Origin of the sequence: Desulfovibrio legallii, assembly GCF_900102485.1 — a bacterium.
GTDB lineage: Bacteria > Desulfobacterota > Desulfovibrionia > Desulfovibrionales > Desulfovibrionaceae > Desulfovibrio > Desulfovibrio legallii_A.
The window spans coordinates 115,389-132,164 of the sequence record NZ_FNBX01000001.1 but is presented as its reverse complement, the minus strand read 5'-3'; the positions used below and the strand labels follow the sequence as shown (position 1 = coordinate 132,164).

15 protein-coding genes are annotated in these 16,776 nt (G+C 67.3%); 7 read left to right on the top strand and 8 right to left on the bottom strand.

Translation table 11 applies throughout. The features are described 5' to 3' along the window. Window positions 1-212 precede the first annotated feature (212 nt). The gene (locus BLS55_RS00565; RefSeq protein WP_092152382.1) at window positions 213-1,238 is read right to left on the bottom strand and encodes a DUF1848 domain-containing protein; all 1,026 of its coding nucleotides are present in this window, start codon (window positions 1,236-1,238) and stop codon (window positions 213-215) included. Between the two features lie 157 nt (window positions 1,239-1,395). Between BLS55_RS00565 and BLS55_RS12015 the strand changes: the two genes are divergently transcribed. The 4 genes from BLS55_RS12015 to BLS55_RS00550 are packed head-to-tail and all read left to right on the top strand — an operon-like array spanning window position 1,396 to window position 3,581. Next, the gene (locus BLS55_RS12015) at window positions 1,396-1,563 is read left to right on the top strand and encodes a hypothetical protein (RefSeq protein ID WP_180365352.1); all 168 of its coding nucleotides are present in this window, start codon (window positions 1,396-1,398) and stop codon (window positions 1,561-1,563) included. Beyond that, window positions 1,560-1,988, top strand: a complete 429-nt coding sequence (gene queD, locus BLS55_RS00560; RefSeq protein ID WP_092152381.1) for a 6-carboxytetrahydropterin synthase QueD — start codon at window positions 1,560-1,562, stop codon at window positions 1,986-1,988. Before BLS55_RS12015 ends, queD begins: the two co-directional genes overlap by 4 nt. An 18-nt stretch (window positions 1,989-2,006) precedes the next feature. Then, window positions 2,007-2,900, top strand: a complete 894-nt coding sequence (locus BLS55_RS00555) for a WcbI family polysaccharide biosynthesis putative acetyltransferase (protein WP_092152380.1) — start codon at window positions 2,007-2,009, stop codon at window positions 2,898-2,900. A 57-nt stretch (window positions 2,901-2,957) separates the two neighbouring features. Continuing rightward, window positions 2,958-3,581: a flavodoxin family protein gene (locus tag BLS55_RS00550; RefSeq protein ID WP_092152379.1), complete on the top strand. Its 624-nt coding sequence runs from the start codon at window positions 2,958-2,960 to the stop codon at window positions 3,579-3,581. Window positions 3,582-3,850: 269 nt separating this feature from the next. Here the strand turns inward: BLS55_RS00550 and dnaE are convergent, their stop codons facing one another. From dnaE to BLS55_RS00515, 7 genes are all read right to left on the bottom strand, one after another. After that, the gene (gene dnaE, locus BLS55_RS00545; protein ID WP_092152378.1) at window positions 3,851-7,342 is read right to left on the bottom strand and encodes a DNA polymerase III subunit alpha; all 3,492 of its coding nucleotides are present in this window, start codon (window positions 7,340-7,342) and stop codon (window positions 3,851-3,853) included. Between the two features lie 134 nt (window positions 7,343-7,476). After that, the gene (locus BLS55_RS00540; RefSeq protein WP_092152377.1) at window positions 7,477-7,977 is read right to left on the bottom strand and encodes a hypothetical protein; all 501 of its coding nucleotides are present in this window, start codon (window positions 7,975-7,977) and stop codon (window positions 7,477-7,479) included. Further along, on the bottom strand, window positions 7,974-8,762 hold the full coding sequence (locus BLS55_RS00535; protein ID WP_257243073.1) for an HD domain-containing protein: 789 nt from the start codon (window positions 8,760-8,762) through the stop codon (window positions 7,974-7,976). Before BLS55_RS00535 ends, BLS55_RS00540 begins: the two co-directional genes overlap by 4 nt. Before the next feature lie 20 nt (window positions 8,763-8,782). Then, on the bottom strand, window positions 8,783-9,529 hold the full coding sequence (gene pgl / locus BLS55_RS00530) for a 6-phosphogluconolactonase (protein ID WP_092152376.1): 747 nt from the start codon (window positions 9,527-9,529) through the stop codon (window positions 8,783-8,785). Between the two features lie 174 nt (window positions 9,530-9,703). Next, entirely contained in the window at window positions 9,704-10,783 is a 1,080-nt protein-coding gene (locus BLS55_RS00525) for a hypothetical protein (protein WP_092152375.1), read from the bottom strand. Continuing rightward, complete coding sequence (locus BLS55_RS00520) at window positions 10,780-11,541, bottom strand: class I SAM-dependent methyltransferase (RefSeq protein WP_092152374.1); 762 nt, start codon at window positions 11,539-11,541, stop codon at window positions 10,780-10,782. Before BLS55_RS00520 ends, BLS55_RS00525 begins: the two co-directional genes overlap by 4 nt. Window positions 11,542-11,682: 141 nt before the next feature. After that, a complete protein-coding gene (locus BLS55_RS00515; protein WP_092152373.1) occupies window positions 11,683-12,063 on the bottom strand; it encodes a RidA family protein in 381 nt (126 codons plus the stop codon). Window positions 12,064-12,281: 218 nt separating this feature from the next. Here BLS55_RS00515 and ettA point away from each other — a divergent pair, with 218 nt between their 5' ends. From ettA to BLS55_RS00500, 3 genes are all read left to right on the top strand, one after another. Then, window positions 12,282-13,964: an energy-dependent translational throttle protein EttA gene (gene ettA, locus BLS55_RS00510; protein ID WP_092152372.1), complete on the top strand. Its 1,683-nt coding sequence runs from the start codon at window positions 12,282-12,284 to the stop codon at window positions 13,962-13,964. Window positions 13,965-14,007: 43 nt separating this feature from the next. Next, the gene (locus BLS55_RS00505) at window positions 14,008-15,558 is read left to right on the top strand and encodes a DUF4139 domain-containing protein (protein WP_092152371.1); all 1,551 of its coding nucleotides are present in this window, start codon (window positions 14,008-14,010) and stop codon (window positions 15,556-15,558) included. 133 nt (window positions 15,559-15,691) lie between these two features. After that, complete coding sequence (locus BLS55_RS00500) at window positions 15,692-16,735, top strand: polysaccharide deacetylase family protein (protein WP_257243072.1); 1,044 nt, start codon at window positions 15,692-15,694, stop codon at window positions 16,733-16,735. Window positions 16,736-16,776 lie beyond the last annotated feature (41 nt).

The following is a 16,776-nucleotide window of genomic DNA, read 5'->3' as shown; positions in this document are numbered from 1 at the left end:
TTCTTAGGTTTAGGCTATGGAACGCAAGGGCGCAAGGGGCCCCGACGGCCCTCAGGGCCCCAGGTTTGCGGGCCCCAGTTTTGCGGGCCCCAGTTTTGCGGAGGGCCAGGTTTGCAGGCTTTCAGGCTTGTCTGCCCCTGATGGTGTGGTCTCAGGTTTGCCGGGCGGTTGTCCATAAGGTCGCGTTCTTCCTGCCGTCGGGAATCGTCCGCTTATCCGGCCCGTTCCGGCGCAATGGCCTCGCCGTGGGGGTCGTGGGCGGCGCGGCCGCGTCGCGCGGCGGCGGGCGAGGCGTTGGCGTAGCAGTACACGCAGCCGTGGGGGCAGGTGGTGTACTGGCCGATGTCCTTGCAGGGCACGCAGGCGCAGGCCGGGCGCTGGCCGGGGTCTCGGGGCCAGCGGGGCGCGGGCGCGCCGGGCAGGATCTGCTGCCGGCCCTCCCGGCCCAGGAGGCGCAGCACGTCCGGATGGTTGCGGGTAAGTTTGAGGATCAGCTCCGGGTCGATGCAGCGGTTGTGCCCTACCCCCCAGGCGCTCAGGTCCGCCGTTTCGCCGCAGGTGGCCGGGATAAGGCCGCAGTCCGCGCAGATCTGCGCTATGCCCTGGGCAAGCGTCCGCATTTCTTCCGGGGTAAAGTCCCGCCAGGGCAGGCCCGCGCGGCGCAGGTTGGTCCGGACCTTGCGGTAGGGCGCAATATCCGCAAAGCTGAACGCCAGCTTGCTGGTGTGCCCGGCCAGGGCGCGGGCCAGGCGCGCTATTTTGTCCAGCAGGCGGGCGCAGCCGTCCGCGCCTGGGGCTGCCAGGGGCCCGGCCAGGAGCAGGGGGTCAAAGCGCCAGATCACCCGCTCCGGCCCCAGGGCGTCGGACCAGCGGCAAAAGGTTTCCACCCTGCGGGCCAGGGGCGGCAGGCCCGGTTCAAAACCTTCTTTCGCATAGTCGTTCAGCGTGTAGTGCAGGTAATAGGCCAGGCCGCGCGCGTCCAGCTCCGGCAGGCAGGGCAGCAGGGGCGCGGGATTTTTGCTCCAGAAGATCACGCAGCGCGTCCGGGCCAGAGAAACGTACTGTCCCCGGCCGTTGAAGGGGTTGCGCCAGAGCGCAAAGCCCGCCCGCAGCCGGTTGAGGAACCACGGGGCGTAAAAGGCCGGGATGTCCGTAGCGCGGCTGGCGGCCACAAGGATGGGCGCAATGCCGGGTTGCGGCCCGTGGGCCGTGGGGATGGTTACACTGCTCCAGACCATGCCCCAGCATCCCAGGGCGCGGCCCGCAGGTCAACAGGGCCGCCGGTTTTGACAATGGGCCCGGCGCGGACTAGACTAAAATTTCTTTACAGACCCGTCGCCGCAGCAGGCTCAAAGCCCGGCAAGGCGCGCGGCAAACCGCAACCCCCGTAGACACATGTCCTTTTTTTCCTGGCTGCAGCGGCTGTTTACGCCGCCCTCCACGGGCGATCCGGAACTGGACGAGGAAGCGCCCACGTTTCAGTGGAATCAGAACGCCCGCATTGTGCTGGCCATTGCCGTAGTCATTGTTTCGGCCCTTGTGGTCTCCTGGATTTTGTCATGAATACCCATCTCTGGCGGCTGACTGTACGAGACGACTTTGCGGCTGCCCATGCCCTCCGGCACTATGAAGGCAAGTGCGAGCGCCTGCACGGCCACAACTTTGCCGTGGAGCTCGCCGTGGAGGGGCAAAACCTGACCCCGGACACGGAAATGCTGCTGGACTTCAAGGTGCTCAAAACCGGCCTCAAAGCCGTGCTGGAAGCCCTGGACCACCGCCTGCTCAACGAAACGCCGCCCTTTGACCGGCTGAATCCTTCCTCGGAGAATCTGGCCCGGCACATCTGGCGGGGCATGGAAGCCTGGCTGGCGGGGCAGGCCGATCCGCAGGCGCGGGCCGTGCGGCTGTACAGCGTAACCGTGGCGGAAAAGGGCGCGCAGAGCGCCACCTATATGGAACTGCCGCCATTGGCTGCGCCGCGCGGCTGACCGCCGAGGCAACCCGCCATGCCCCCGGCCCTGTGTCTGCTGCACACCAATTGCCAGGGCGACGCCCTGCGCCCCTTGCTGGAAAACACGCCCGCCTTTGCCCGGCTGTTCCGTATTCGGCAGTACGTCAACTATACGCGGGAAGAAATCGGCAGGGTGGATCTGCGCCAGTGCGCGCTTTTTTTATACCAATGGCTGGCCCCCAAGTGGGGCGCGCTGTCCACGGAGCAGCTTCTGCCGCGCCTGCCCCCAGCCTGCCGCACGCTGACCGTGCCCAACCTGTTTTTTAAGGGCTACTGGCCCACCTGGACGCGGGAGGCCCCCATAGACTTCGGCGACAGCCTGCTGGAAAGCCTGCTGGCCCAGGGACTGACGCCTACAGAGGCCCTGGCCCTCTACCTGCGCGGCGCGCCCCCGCTGCTTGGCGACAGGGCCGCCCTTGAGGCCGCCGCGGAAGCCAGCCTGGCCAGGGAGGAGGCCAAGGAGGCCGCGGCCTCCATCCGTTGCGCCCCCTTGATCCGGGAGCGCTGGCGGGAGGAGCAGCTCTTTGTGACCATCAACCACCCTGGCCGGGAGCTTATGTGCCATGTGGCGGACAGCCTGCTGCGGCTGCTGGGGCTGGGCGGCCTGCCGCCCAGCGTGCGGCGCGCCTATGTTTCTCCGCTGGAGGATTTCTGGCTGCCCGTCCACCCGGCGGTGGGGGAGCGCCTGGGCCTGCCCTTTGCCCGTCGGGATCGCCGTTACCCCATCTATGGGCAGGCCTTGACCCACAGGGAGTACACGGCCTGCTACCTGGCCTGCCGCAGCGAAAAGGCGGCGGACTTCCTTGCGTTTTTGCGGCACCTTTCGCCGCAGGGCCTGGCCGCGCTGCGGGCGGGGCGCTTGCCAGGGGCGTGGTCCGTGCCTATGTAACCCTTTGTCCGGCAGGAATCCCGCTGGAAATGCCCCGGAGAACCAAAGGAGAATCGCATGTCCGTACTTCTGCTCAACGGCAGCCCGCACCCCAAGGGCTGCACCTTCACGGCCCTTTCCGCCGTGGCCGCGCAACTGGAAAAAAACGGCATTGAAACCAAGATGCTGCAGCTGGGCGTCAAACCCATTCAATGCTGTATCGCCTGCGGCAAGTGCAAGGACACGGGCCACTGCGTGTTCAATGACGACCACGTTAACGAGGCCATTGACCTTTTGCGCGCCGCCGAGGGCTTTGTGGTGGGCTCGCCCGTATATTACGCCGGGCCCAACGGCGGGGTCTGCTCCTTCCTGGACCGCATGTTTTTCCTCAAGTCCGCGCAGTATGCCTTCAAGCCAGCCGCCGCGGTGGTGAGCTGTCGGCGCGGGGGGGCCAGCGCCTCTTTTGACCGGCTGAACAAATACTTCACCATCGCGCGCATGCCGGTGGTTTCTTCCCAGTACTGGAATTCCGTGCACGGCAACACGCCGCAGGAAGTGCTGCAGGATAAGGAAGGCCTGCAGATTATGCGCACCCTGGCCGACAACATGGCCTGGCTTATCAAGTGCATTGCCGCCGGCAAGGCCGCCGGCGTGGCCGCGCCCACGCCGGAGCCCTGGGAGCCCACCAACTTCATCCGCTGACGGCGCGCCGCGGGCCTGCCGTTTGGGGCCTGTGCCCCACGGCGCTGCTCCATAAAAAGAGGGATTCCCCGCAGCCAGGGGGAATCCCTCTTTTTAGAGCAGAGTAACGTTGAGAATATGCATTTTCAACGTTTGCGGACGCTTGTTTCTGCGCTTAACAGCGCAGATAAATTGCGCTTACGCCTCCACCGCGGGCGTCTGCTCACACAGCCGCCAGGGCTTCTCAAAGTTGAAATGCCCTGTTGTTGCGCGTCCGCGCCGCGGCCCCTTTACGAGGCCCAGGCGGCCAGGGCTTTGTCCAGCTCCGGGCCGGGGCGCACCTTCAGGCTGCTGTCCAGCAGCAGCAGGCAGGCGTGACCGTCCAGGCAGACCTGAGCCTGGGCCTCCACCGGGCCTGGGTGGCTTTCCAGAATGGCGCGCAGGGCCAGCATGTCTTCCCGGCCCAGGCGGTGTTCGGGTATCTGCACGCACACTGGCGTATCACTGGCGCCGCAGGCGTCGGCCAGCAGGCAGACGCTCTGCCCCAGCAGTTTCAGCTCGCGGGGGGCGTCGTCTTCCTCGTCCTCCAGGTCGGGGGTGTCGGGCGCGTCGTTCTGGCTGTCCAGCCGGGCCGTGAGGCACAATGGCTGCTCGGACTGCAGCAGGCTGCGGCATTCGGCATAGGCGCGGGGGAAGAAGGTGACCTCCGCGTGGCCCGTAAGGTCTTCAATGCCCACAAAGGCCATGCGCTCGCCGCGGGATTTGGTAATGACCTCCTTAAGGCTCACCGCCAGGGCGGCGCAGCGCAGCTCCGCGCCGGGGAAGAGCTCGCGCGCGTCTTCCAGAGAGGTCAGGTTCAGGCGGCGCATTTCGCGGATAAAGGGCAGCAGGGGGTGGCTGGTGAGGAAGAAGCCCAGGGCCTCTTTTTCGCCCTTGAGCTTATCTTCGTCGCTCATTTCGGGCAGCTGGGCCTCAAGGCATTCCAGGCCGATGCCGGGCAGGGGCTGGGCCTCCAGGGCCGGGGCCATGGCCAGCAGGGAAACCTGGTTGGAGCTTTTTTCCTTGGCCTTTTTCTGGGCGCGGGCCACCACTAGGTCCAGGGCCGCCAGCAGGGCCGCGCGGGGCACGCCGAAGCAATCGCAGGCCCCGCCCTTGACCAGGGATTCCAGCACGCGCTTGGTGACCTTGCGCAGGTTGACCCGGCAGCAGAGGTCCAGCAGGGAGGCGTAGTCGCCCTCGGTCTTGCGGGCTTCCACCAGCTCGCGGATGGCTTCGTCCCCCACGTTTTTGATGCCGCCCAGGCCGAAAACCACCTGACCATTGTGGGCTGTGAATTCGCGCTGGCTCTGGTTGACCGAGGGCTGCACCACGTCGATGCCCATATCCTTGCAGCAGGAAACGTATTTGAGCAGTTTGTCCTGGTTGCCCATCTCTGAGGTGAGCAGGGCGGCCATGAACTCCACCTTGTAGTGCACCTTGAGGTAGGCCGTGTAGTAGGAAATGAGGGCGTAGGCCGCGGAGTGGGACTTGTTGAAGCCGTATTCGGCAAATTTTTCCATCAAGTCAAAGATTTCGTTGGCTTTTTCCTTTCCGATGCCGTTTTTTTCCGCCCCGGCCACAAAGGTCACGCGCTCCTTGGCCATGGCTTCGGCTTTTTTCTTGCCCATGGCCCGGCGCAGCAGGTCGGCCCCGCCCAACGTGTAGCTGGCGACGATCTGGGCGATCTGCATGACCTGTTCCTGGTAGACGATGACGCCGTAGGTATCGCGCAGGCATTCCTGCAGGGAATCGTGCGGATACACCACGGGCACCTGGCCGTGCTTGCGCTTGATGAATTCGTCCACCATGCCCGAACCCAGGGGGCCGGGCCGGTACAGGGCCAGCATGGCGATGACGTCCTCAAAGCAGGTGGGCCTGAGCATGCGCAGGTACTGACGCATGCCGGAGCTTTCCACCTGGAAGACGCCGTCCGTGTCGCCGCGGGCGTAGAGCTCGTAGGTGGCGGCGTCGGTGAGGGGCAGGTTGTCCAGGTCTGGCGGGGTCTGGCCCTGAAGGCTGATGTTGTCCAGGGTATCCTGGATGAGGGTCATGGTCTTGAGGCCCAGAAAGTCGAACTTCACCAGGCCGACTTTTTCAGTCATGGGGCCGTCAAACTGGGTGACCAGCTCGCCGCGTTTGCCCTGGTAGAGGGGCAGATACTCCACCATGGGCTTGTCCGAAACCACCAGCCCGGCGGCGTGGGTGGAGGCGTGGCGGGCCAGGCCCTCCAGGCGGCGGGCCGTGTCCAGCAGGTGCCGGACCTGGGGGTCTCCCTTATAGAGATTGGCCAGGTCCGGCTCCATGTCCAGGGCCTTGGCGATGGTCATTTTGAGGTCTGCGGGCACCAGCTTGGCGATGCGGTCTGTCTCGGCAAAGCTCATGCCCAGGGCGCGGCCCACGTCGCGCACCACGCCCTTGGCCTTCATGGTGCCGAAGGTGGTGATCTGCGCCACGGAGCCTTCGCCGTAGGTCTCCACCATATGGCGGATGACGTCGCCCCGGCGGCGTTCGCAGAAGTCCACGTCAATATCGGGCAGGGAGACACGCTCGTTGTTCAGAAAGCGCTCAAAGAGCAGATTGTAGGGCAGGGGATCCAGGTTGGTGATGCGCAGGGCCCAGGCCACCAGGGAACCGGCGGCGGAGCCGCGCCCCGGCCCCACGGGAATGTGGTGGTTTTTCGCCCAGTTGATGAATTCCTGCACGATCAGAAAGTAGCCGGGGAAGCCCATTTCGCAGATGACCTTGAGCTCGTATTGCAGGCGCTCGCGGTAGGCCTGGGGGTCGATGCGTTCGCGGTCGGGGTGCTTTTCCAGGCGGCGCTCCAGCCCTTCTTCAGCCAGGCGGCGGAATTCGGATTCCAGACTGGCCCCTTCGGGCAGGGCGTAGACCGGAAAATAGTGGTGGCCGAAGTCCATCTCCACCGTGCATTGCTCGGCAATGCGCAGGGTGTTGGCCAGGGCTTCGGGCACATGGGCAAAGGGCTTTTCCATCTCCTCCACGGACTTGTAGTACAGCTCGTGGGTGCCGAAGCGCATGCGGTTGGGGTCGTCCATGGTGGTCTGGGTCTGGATGCAGAGCAGCACCTCATGGGCTTCGGCGTCGTCGGCGTTAAGGTAGTGGCAGTCGTTGGTGGCCACCAGGGGCAGGCCTGTGGTTTCGGCCAGCTCCATGAGGGCCGTGTTGGCCACCTCCTGCTCCTTGAGCCCGTTGGACTGGAGCTCCAGATAAAACCGGCCGGGAAAGATGTCCGCATATTCCCGCGTCAGGCGCAGGGCCTTGTCCATGTCGTTGTCTTTGATGACGGCGCGGGGAATTTCTCCGGCAATGCAGGCCGAAAGGCAGATCAGCCCCTCGGAATGCTTGCGCAGCTGGGCCTTGTCCACTCGGGGCTTGTAGTAGAAGCCCTCCAGGTAGCCCGCGCTGACCAGCTTGACCAGATTGTGGTAGCCCGCGGTATTCTGGGCCAGAAGGATAAGGTGGTGGCGGGTGCGGGCAAGAGGGGAATCCGGGCTTTTGTCCGTGTGGTCGCGGCAGACGTAGACCTCGCAGCCCACGATGGGCTTGATGCCGAAATCTTTGCAGGTCCGGTAAAAATAGGCCGCGCCGAAGAGGTTGCCGTGGTCGGTGACGGCGCAGGCGGGCATGCCGTAATCTTTGGCGCGGGCGCAGAGATCCTTGATGCGGATGGCGCCGTCCAGCAGGCTGTATTCCGTGTGACAGTGCAGATGGACAAAGTCGGCCATGAAAAACTCCGGAAAAAGGCGGGAACAAAAGCGACGCGGGGCGCGCCCGCGCACGGCAGGATATGAACAGCGGTAAGGATAGCAGAAGGCGCGGCGGCCCTCAAGGCGCGGCCTGCCCCCGCACTGCGCCCCGGCTATGCAGGCCGTTCCAGCCGCAGCAGCACGGCGGCCCCGCCCAGCAAGGCGCGGCGCGCCAGGATGCGGGCGTCGGCGCGGGCGGCCAGGCCCTCAAGGCCGCCCTGGCGCAGAAAGGCGGCGGCCGGGCCGGCGGGCCACAGACCGGGCAGGCAGCGGGCCCCCAGGGCGGCGGGCCATTCCAGGTTGCGTTCTGGCGGCCGGAAGTCCGCCGCCAGCACGGTCCGGGCCGCCTCCAGGTTCAGGCGCAGCAGGGCCGCGCCCGCGTCCGGCGGCAAAAAGCAGAGGCCGTAGGCCAGGCGCAGCAGGGGCGCGGGCTGCGGGGCGCGGGCGCGCAAATCGGGCGGCGGCAGATTGCAGGGGGCGTTGCGCGCCTCAGGCGGCCAGGGCGCAAGGGCGGCCAGCAGGCGCTGAGGAAAGCCCAGCGGCGGCCGGGGCAGGGGCTCCGGCAGGGCTGCATGGACGCCGGGCAGCGCGCCGGCGTGGGGGATGGGCTTCACCGTGCGGCTTCCAGCCGCTGCAGCAGCGCGTTTCGGGCCGGGGCCTGGGGGCTGGCGTCGGGCAGGCCGTGCAGCAGACGCAGGGCGTGGCCGTCTGTGACGAACTGGCGGCGGCTGGCGGCAAAGTGCATGTCAAAAAACCAGGTGCCCAGCAAGAGGCGAAAGTCGTTGACGCAATGCAGGTCCGCGTAGGCGGCCACGCGGCCTTCAAGCGCGGCGCGGCAGACCTCCGGGCCGCAGAGGCGCGGATCGTCGGGCAACTGCAGCACCACCGTGGGGTTGTAGGGGCCGGGGCCGCGCAGGTGTTCGTCCATGACGCGCAGGATGTCCAGCTTGTCCGCATCGCGCACCACGTTGGCCGCCAGGGCCACGCCCTGGGGCACGCGGGCGGGCAGGGCAAAGCGGTTGTGCAGGCCCACGGCGGCCAGAATGATCTTGCGCAGGGGCTCGTCGTCAAGGAGGCCTTCGCGCTTGAGGATGCGCACGCCCAGCTGCCCGTGGTTGCAGGAATCCCGGTCGCGGAAGGTATGGTAGCGCAGATACTGCTCAAAGCGGCCCACATCGTGGTACAGGGCGGCCAGCAGGCAGGCGCGGGCCAGGGGCGGCGTCAGTGCCTCCGAGGCCACGATGCGCCTGGCGTCGGCCAGCACGGCCCTGGTGTGGGTCAGCTTGAGATCCATAGGGGCGGGGTCGCCCTGCGGGCGGGCTGCCTCCCTGGCGCGTTCCCGCGCCGCATAGGCCGCAAACCAGGCCTCGTGCCCGCTGATGTCCAGCATGCCTTTCATGCTCCGTTGCGTGCGCCGCGCTACGCGCCCGTGGCTGCGGCTTCGTCCGCCACCCAGATCAGGTCGCCGAAGCCGGGCCGCACCATCTGCGCCGGCAGCGTGGGCTGGGCCAGCAGGTTGAGGGCGCGGGAGAGCACGTCGTGCTTTTCTCTGCCGGTGACCAGGAACATGCAGCAGCGGGCGTTGTTGATGACCGGCAGGGTCAGGGTAAGCCGGTCGGCCTTGCGCTCCGGCACATACTGGTCGATGACCAGACGTTTGCGCTCGGCCAGAGCCGGAGAATTGGGGAAGATGGAGCCCGTGTGCCCATCCTCGCCCATGCCCAACAGCATGAAGTCAAACCGGGGCAGATCCTGCGGGCCCAGGTCGAAATCCGCGCGCAGCTGCTGTTCGTATTTGCGGGCGGCCTCCACGGGGTCTTCCTCGCCGCGCATGCGGAAAAAATGGGTGGCGGGCACATGGCCCAGCAGTTCGCGGCGGGCCAGGCCGTAGTTGCTGTCCGGGTGTTCAGGGCTGACGCAGCGTTCGTCCACCCAGAAGAAGGTCATTTTGTCCCAGGGCAGGCGGTCGGCCCAGTCCCGGCCCGAAAGCAGGCGAAAAAGGGGAATGGGCGTCTGCCCGCCGGAAAGAGCAATCTTGAAGACGCCCCGCTCGGCGACGGCTTCTTCGCAGGCCGCGGCCAGAATGTGCGCCGCGCGTTCGGCCATGGCGGCCGGGTCTTTATGGATGTGCACCGTCAGGTGGATGGAACGGCTGAGGCCCGACATGTTGGCAGCTCCTTAAGGATTTGAATGTTGCCGGGGGCTTTCCTGCGCGGCGGCGGCAATGGCCCGGCGCGCCGGGCGACATAAAGTATGGCACAGAAGCCTGCGGGAGGAAAGTCGCAGCACCCTGCTTTTCATAAAAAAATGACGACAAACAGGCGACGGCTGGCCGGCGGTTCAGCGCAGTTCTTCCACCAGGGGGGGCTTATCCGTAATGTGCAGCACTTCGCCGTTGGCGAGCCCCAGGGTTTTCCAGGCGGCCCGGCAGGCCAGGGTGCCCGCCGCGCGCACCGCCCGCCCAGGGGGGCTTGCAGCGTCCAGCTCCACAGTCCAGCGGTGGTCCAGATCCTCTCCGGGGCCTATGGGCGCTACGGCGTTGCACTGGCGGCGCAGCAGCTCATGCCCGTCCGGCCCCAGCACGGTCGCCTCAAAATTCATGTTGTTGACGCGCACGCTCCCGTTGTTGTGGGCTTGCACGCGCAGCACCAGCAGCAGGGTTTTGCCGTCCGAGATGACGCCCGCCTCGGCCGAGCAGTCCCGGATGGGGAAATCCCGTTGGAAACGCGCCGTCACCGCGGCGTTTTTTTCCACAATGTCTTTGCGCTTGGCCTCCATGCGCGCCACCTGCGCGGCGCGGAAATCCCGCACCAGCTGCTGGCCGTTGACCAGACGGCGGATTCTCCAGCCCGTGTCCGGCGTGCGTTCCAGTTCCATAAGCAGCGTAAATTCCTTGTCCAGCAAGGGGTGCCGCACCTTGGCCCGCACCAGGGCCACGGTATCGCCTGAGGTCTGCAGCGAGAGGCTTGCGGCCAGCTGGGTGTAAAAATCCTGCGGCAGCACATAGAGGGGCGTTTTGAGTCGATGGGGCAGATCCGGAAGATCTTTGAGAGGTTCTTCCTTGGTTTTGGCCTGGCGGAGCAGGGCGGTCTGGATGAGGTCGCTGAGGTCGGTGCGTTGTTCCGGCCCCGGACGCACAAAGGGATAGCTCTGCGCCACGGCCGCGGCCAGCTGATTGCCCAGGGCGTTGAAGTCCACCAGGCCGGCCAGGGCTTTCGCGTCGGTTGGATGCAGGGCGGCCTTCAGCTCTTCAAAGGTGTGGTCCGCCGTCTGGCGAAACTGCCAGTAACGCCAGCCGATGTGGCCGCCCAGGGCCGCCACCAGCACCATGGCCGCAATGGTCAGCGGCAGGAGGCGACGCCGCAGCATGGCTGCAAAGGTCTTGACAAAGGCCGGCAAAGACGGATGCGGCAGCTTCATGGTTTGTCCGTCCCGGGGGCAGGGGGCAGGGAGGCGCGGGGGCCGTATTCCATGACCGGCTCCGGCCGCGGCAGACGGCGGGGCTTGATCCGCAACGGCAGGGGGGTAACGCGGCCGGGCGGGGCCATGTCCAGCCGGATGACGCCCCAGGCCCCCAGGGGCAGCCAGTGGGGGCTGGGGCCGCGGCCCGCGGCGTCGCAGCCGCCGCGCCAGAAGCCGCGCGGCAGGATCAGGGCGCTGCCGCCCGAAAGCCGGCCGGGGGCCAGGGCGCGCATCTGCCGCCACAGGGACCACCAGCAGCGGGCCGTGCCGCGCCAGGGCTGCCTGCGCCCCGTAAGGCGGTGCAGGGCGTAGGCCGCCGAGGCCGCGTTCCAGAAGGTTATGGCCAGGCCCCGGGCCGTGACGCGCAGGGCCTCGGCCAGCACGGCCGCGGTGTCCTTGAGGGCCACGTTTTCCAGGTGCAGCACGCACCAGTGGAAGGCGTCGTTCTCAAAGGGCAGATGGTCGGCGGCGGCGGCCAGCACCTCCGTGCGCGCGCCCATGCGGGCGCAGGCTTCGGCCCGCAGGTCCGGGGCGAGCTCTGTGGCGGTCAGGTCAAAGCCGCAGTTCCAGAGCAAGGGCAAAAAAACGCCGCAGCCGCAGTTGACCTCCAGCAGCGTGTGCTCCCGGCGCGGCCAGACGGCCAGGCTGTGCTGGAGGAGGTCTTTCTGAGCGTTGCGGACAAACCCGCGTGCGGGCGCTGCGTCCAAAGATTTCATGGGTGCCGCCTTGCTGGTCCTTTTAGCCATACTGCTGCAGTATGCTGCACGCAAGGCCAAATGGCAAGGCCAGCCTACCTGCGCAGTTGTGCGCCGGGGCGCGCGTCTTCTTGCTGCTGTTGCAACGGCGCACAAGCGCTTTTAAAGGACTGCGACGGCCTCAATCTCCACCTGCGCGCCCAGGGGCAGGGCGGCCACCTGCACGCAGGAACGCGCAGGGCAGGGCGCGGTGAAGTACTGCTTGTAAACTTCGTTGACCGCGCCGAATTCCTTCATATCCGTGATGAACACGGTGGTCTTGACCACCTGTGCGGCGTCGAGCCCGCGCGCTTTGAGAATGGCCAGAACGTTTTTGCAGCACTGGGCCGCCTGGGCGGCCGCCCCGCCCTGGACCATGTTGCCGGTGGCGGGGTCCAGGGGAATCTGGCCCGAAAGAAACAGCAAACCTCCCGCGCAGATTGCCTGGCTGTACGGCCCCACGGCGGCGGGGGCTTCTGCGGTGCTGACCACTTCCTTTTTCATGACGCGCTCCTTTGGTTCCGGGGTTGCTCCGGCCCGGGCGCGGCCCCTGGGGGCAGGGCCGCTGCGGCCTGCAGCTTCATGAGAGTTGCACAGGTCGGCGCGGGAGTCAAAGCGTCGGGCCGGAGTCCCGCCTTGAAAAAGCGCCCGGCAGCGGCTATGGTCGGTAAAACCGCGTCCGCGTCCGCGCGGACGGCAGACGACGGAAGATAAGGAGCATCATGAGCAACGAACCGGACAAGATCATCTATTCCATGATCCGCGTCAGCAAACGCCACGGCCAGCGCGAAGTATTGAAGGATATTTCCCTTTCCTACTTCTACGGGGCCAAGATCGGCGTGCTGGGGCTCAACGGCGCGGGCAAATCCAGCCTGCTGAAGATTCTGGCCGGGGTGGACCAGGCCTTTGAGGGCAAAACCGTGCTGGCCCCAGGCTACAGCATCGGCTACCTGGAGCAGGAGCCCCTGGCCGGGGAAACGCGCACGGTGCGCGAAGTGGTGGAGGAAGGCGTGAGCGGGCTTGCGGCCATAGCCCGCGAGTTTGAGGAGATCAACGCCCGCTTCGCCGAGCCCATGGAGCCGGAGGAGATGGACGCCCTTCTTGCGCGGCAGGCCCAGGTGCAGGAGCAAATGGACGCCAACAACGTCTGGGATCTGGATTCCCGCCTGGAAATGGCCATGGACGCCCTGCGCTGCCCCCCCGGCGAGATGCCGGTAGACCGCATTTCCGGCGGCGAGCGCCGCCGCGTGGCCCTCTGCCGCCTTTTGCTGCAGAATCCGGACATTCTTCTGCTGGACGAGCCCACCAACCACCTGGACGCGGCCTCTGTAGCCTGGCTGGAGCGTTATCTTTCGTCCTTCCCCGGCACGGTCATCGCCGTGACCCACGACCGTTACTTCCTGGACAACGTGGCGGGCTGGATTCTGGAGCTGGACCGGGGCCGCGGCATCCCCTGGAAGGGCAACTATTCCTCCTGGCTGGAGCAGAAGCAGAAACGCCTGGCCAACGAGGACAAAACCGAGGCCCAGCGGCAGAAAACCCTCCAGCGCGAGCTGGAGTGGGTGCGCATGTCCCCCAAGGGGCGGCACGCCAAGGGCAAGGCCCGGCTCAACGCCTACGAGGCCATGCTTTCCCACGAGAGCGAGCGCCGCGCGCCCGATCTGGAAATCTACATCCCGCCGGGACCGCGCCTGGGCAAGAGCGTCATTGAGCTTGACGGCGTGCGCAAAAGCCTGGGCGACCGCATGCTCATGGACGGGCTTACGGCCGTCATCCCGCCGGGGGCCATTGTGGGCATTGTGGGCCCCAACGGCGCGGGCAAGACCACGCTCTTCAACATGCTCGCCGGGCGGGAACAGCCCGATGCCGGCAGCCTGCGCGTGGGCGAAAGCGTGCGCTTCGCCTATGTGGACCAGGGGCGGGAATCTCTCACTCCCGGCAAAACCGTGTACGAGCTCATCAGCGAAGGGCGCGAAACCGTCTCCCTGGGCGGGCGTGAGGTCAACGCCAGGGCCTACTGCACGCGCTTCAACTTTCACGGCGCGGACCAGCAGAAAAAAGCGGACGTGCTCTCCGGCGGGGAGCGCAACCGCCTGCACCTGGCCCGGATGCTCAAATCCGGGGCCAACGTGCTGCTGCTGGACGAACCCACCAACGATATCGACGTGAACACCATGCGCGCCCTGGAAGACGCCCTGGACAACTTTGCGGGCTGCGTGCTGGTCGTCAGCCACGACCGCTGGTTCCTGGACCGCGTGGCCACCCACATCATGGCCTTTGAGGACAATGCCGAAGTGGTCTTCTTTGAAGGCAATTACACGGACTACGAGGATGACCGGCGCAAGCGCCTGGGCAAGGAGGCGGACACGCCCCACCGTCCCAAGTTCCGCAAACTGACCCGCTGAGCTTCGGGCGCGGCCCGGACCGGCGGCGTACAGGAGACTTCTCATGACGCACCTGTCTGCCTTACGGCGATCCGGCGGCGGTTCCTTTTGGGGGAGCCGCGTTCTGGCCTGCCTGGCCGCAGTGTTCCTTGCGGCCGCGCCCGCGTTCGCTGCAGAAAGCCCCACGGCCCCTGTCCCACCCGATAGCGTGCTGCTGGCCCCCTCCGGCGCGGTGCTGCATGTGGCGCATACGGCCCCTGTGCGCACGGAAGCGGGCCGCAGCGTGGTGGAATTTGTCCTGCCCGGCGGGGCGCAGAATCTGGAGGTGCGCGTGCCGGGGCACGCCCTGAGCGGCTGGAGCGCCAGCCCCCTGCCCCTGGAGGCGAGCGGCGGCCTGGCCCGGCAGCGGGCGGAGCTGGAGCACGCCGTGCGGGCCCTGGCCGGCAAGCTGGAGGCCGTCAAGGCCCGGCTGGCCCTCTGGCAGGGCGACGCGCGCGGTTTGTCCCTGCAGGAGCTGGCCGAGCGTGACAAACGCCTGACCGACATGCTGCCCAACCTGAGTTATGAGCGGGCCGATCTGGAGCACCGCCTGGCCCTGGCCCAGGAGGCCCTCAAGCAGCTGCCCCAGGCCCCGGAGCTGGGAGAACTTGTGTCCGTTGTCCTGCAGAAGCCGGTCAGCGCCGTGGGCCTGCCCGTGCGCTACAGCTACAGCCTCGTCAACTGCGGCTGGCGGCCCGTCTATACCTTTGAAGCCGTGCCGGACGCGGCCAAGGGCGACACCACGCGAGTGCGCCTGCTGGCCGAAGCCTGGCAGCATTCCGGCATGGATTGGGATACGGCCCGGCTGACCCTGGCCAACGGCGCAGCCGGGCCGCGCGAGCCAGCGCCCCTGCCGCGCTGGGTGGTGGAAGCGCGGCCCCAGCCCGTGGCCCGCATGGCAGCGCCCCAGGCCCTCATGATGGCCGTTGGAGCCAAGGCGGATGCCGCTTCGGTCGAACACGACGCGAGCGGCGTTTACGCGACCTGGACGCCCCAAACCCCCGGCCTGGCCCAGGGCAAAACGCGCCTGCTGCTGGCCGAAGACGTCTGGAAAACGCCCCTTCAGTGGCTGGCCCGGCCCGTGGGCGGGCAGGGCACGGTCTGGCTGCGGGCGCAGGCCACGCCCTCCGCGGGCACGGCCTGGCCCGACGGCGCGGCGGAGTTTTTTATGGATGGTCAGCGGGTGGGCGCGGGCTTCTTCCGGCCACGCGGCGCGGCCACGGAGCTCTTTTTCGGGCCGGATCCGCGCGTCAGCCTGCGGGTGACGGCGGACAGCCGGGGCCGGGGCGAAAGCGGCCTGGTGGGCAAAACCCGCACCTGGACCTGGGCCTGGACCTATACCGTTGCCAATGCCCGGCAGACGCCCATTCCTCTGCGGCTGGAGCGCCCCTTGCCGGAAGTCGTGGATCAGGACGTGCGTGTGAGCTTCAAAAACAGCCCGGCGGCCAAGGAAGAATCCGCCGAACACCGGCTGGTTTGGGAGCTCGCCGTGCCCGCCGGAGGCTCGGCCACGGTGCGCCACGAGCTGCGCCTGAGCGCCCCGGCGGATCTGCCCCTGACGCCGACGGCCCCGTAACGCGCATTGCCCGTGGGGGCAAGGGGCGGGGTGTCCGCGCGGCAGGATTTGCTCGCGGTTGCGCCAGTGGGCGGCGCTGCGCCGGGGGCGTGCGGCGGGCCTGAATACTGTTTCCGGCCATAAGGAGGCCGTCGTGCAAGGAGCATTTGCTGCGCGTTTTCGGATACTGTTTGGGTGGCCGGGCCTGGCGCTGCTGCTGGGCATGGTCGTCTGTCTGTCTGCCCTTTTTTCGTCAGCGGCGGCGTCAGCGGCAGTTGCGTCCGCCCCCGCCGCCGATCCCTGGGCGGAGGGCCCCCAGGACCAGCGCCGGGCCCTGCCCAATGACAGCCGCCCCCCGGCGCGGCGCGAACCCGTACACCTGTTGCCGCCCAGGACTGCGGATCCCGCAGGCGTAGGCATGGTGCGGCGGGTGGCCGTGCCGGATTCACGCAAGGTGGCTGCCCTGACCTTTGACCTTTGCGAGCTGGACACCGTTACCACAGGCTACGACGCGGCCATCATCAACTTTTTGCGGGCCGAGGGCCTGCCCGCCACGCTGTTTATGGGCGGCAAATGGATGCGCACCCATGCGGCGCGGGTGCGTCAGCTCCTGGCTGAACCTTTGTTTGAGGTGGGCAACCACGCCTGGAGCCACGGCAATTTCGCCCTGCTCTCGGCGGAGGGCATGCGGGCGCAGGCGCTGTGGACCCAGGCCCAGTATGAGCTTTTGCGGGAGGACGTCCTGGCCGCGGCGCGGGCCGCAGGCAGGGCGGCGCCCGCCATCCCGCCCGTGCCCGCGCTCTTCCGCCTGCCCTACGGCCGCTGTTCGCCCCAGGCCCTGGATCTGCTGGCCAGCCTGGGCTTCACGGTGGTGCAGTGGGACGTGGTGGCCGAGAGCGGCGGGGACAACAGCGCCCCGGCCCAGGCGCTGGAGGTGGCCCGCCGGGTGCGGCCCGGATCCATCCTGCTTTTCCACGCCAACCGCGTGCCCCACGGTTCTGCCGCGCTGTTGCGCGGGGTGGTGGCGGCCCTGCGGGCGCGGGGCTACAGTTTTGTGACCGTGAGCGAACTGCTGCGCCAGGGCGTTGCCCAACGAACTACGGACGGCTACTTTGTCGTGCCGGGCGACAACCGCGCCCTGGACGCCCGCTTCGGCGCGGACGGCACGGGGCGGCATACGCCTTTTACCGGGCGTTGAGGCGGCGTTGCCGCCTGCGGGGGCGCGTGTCCGGCTTGCGC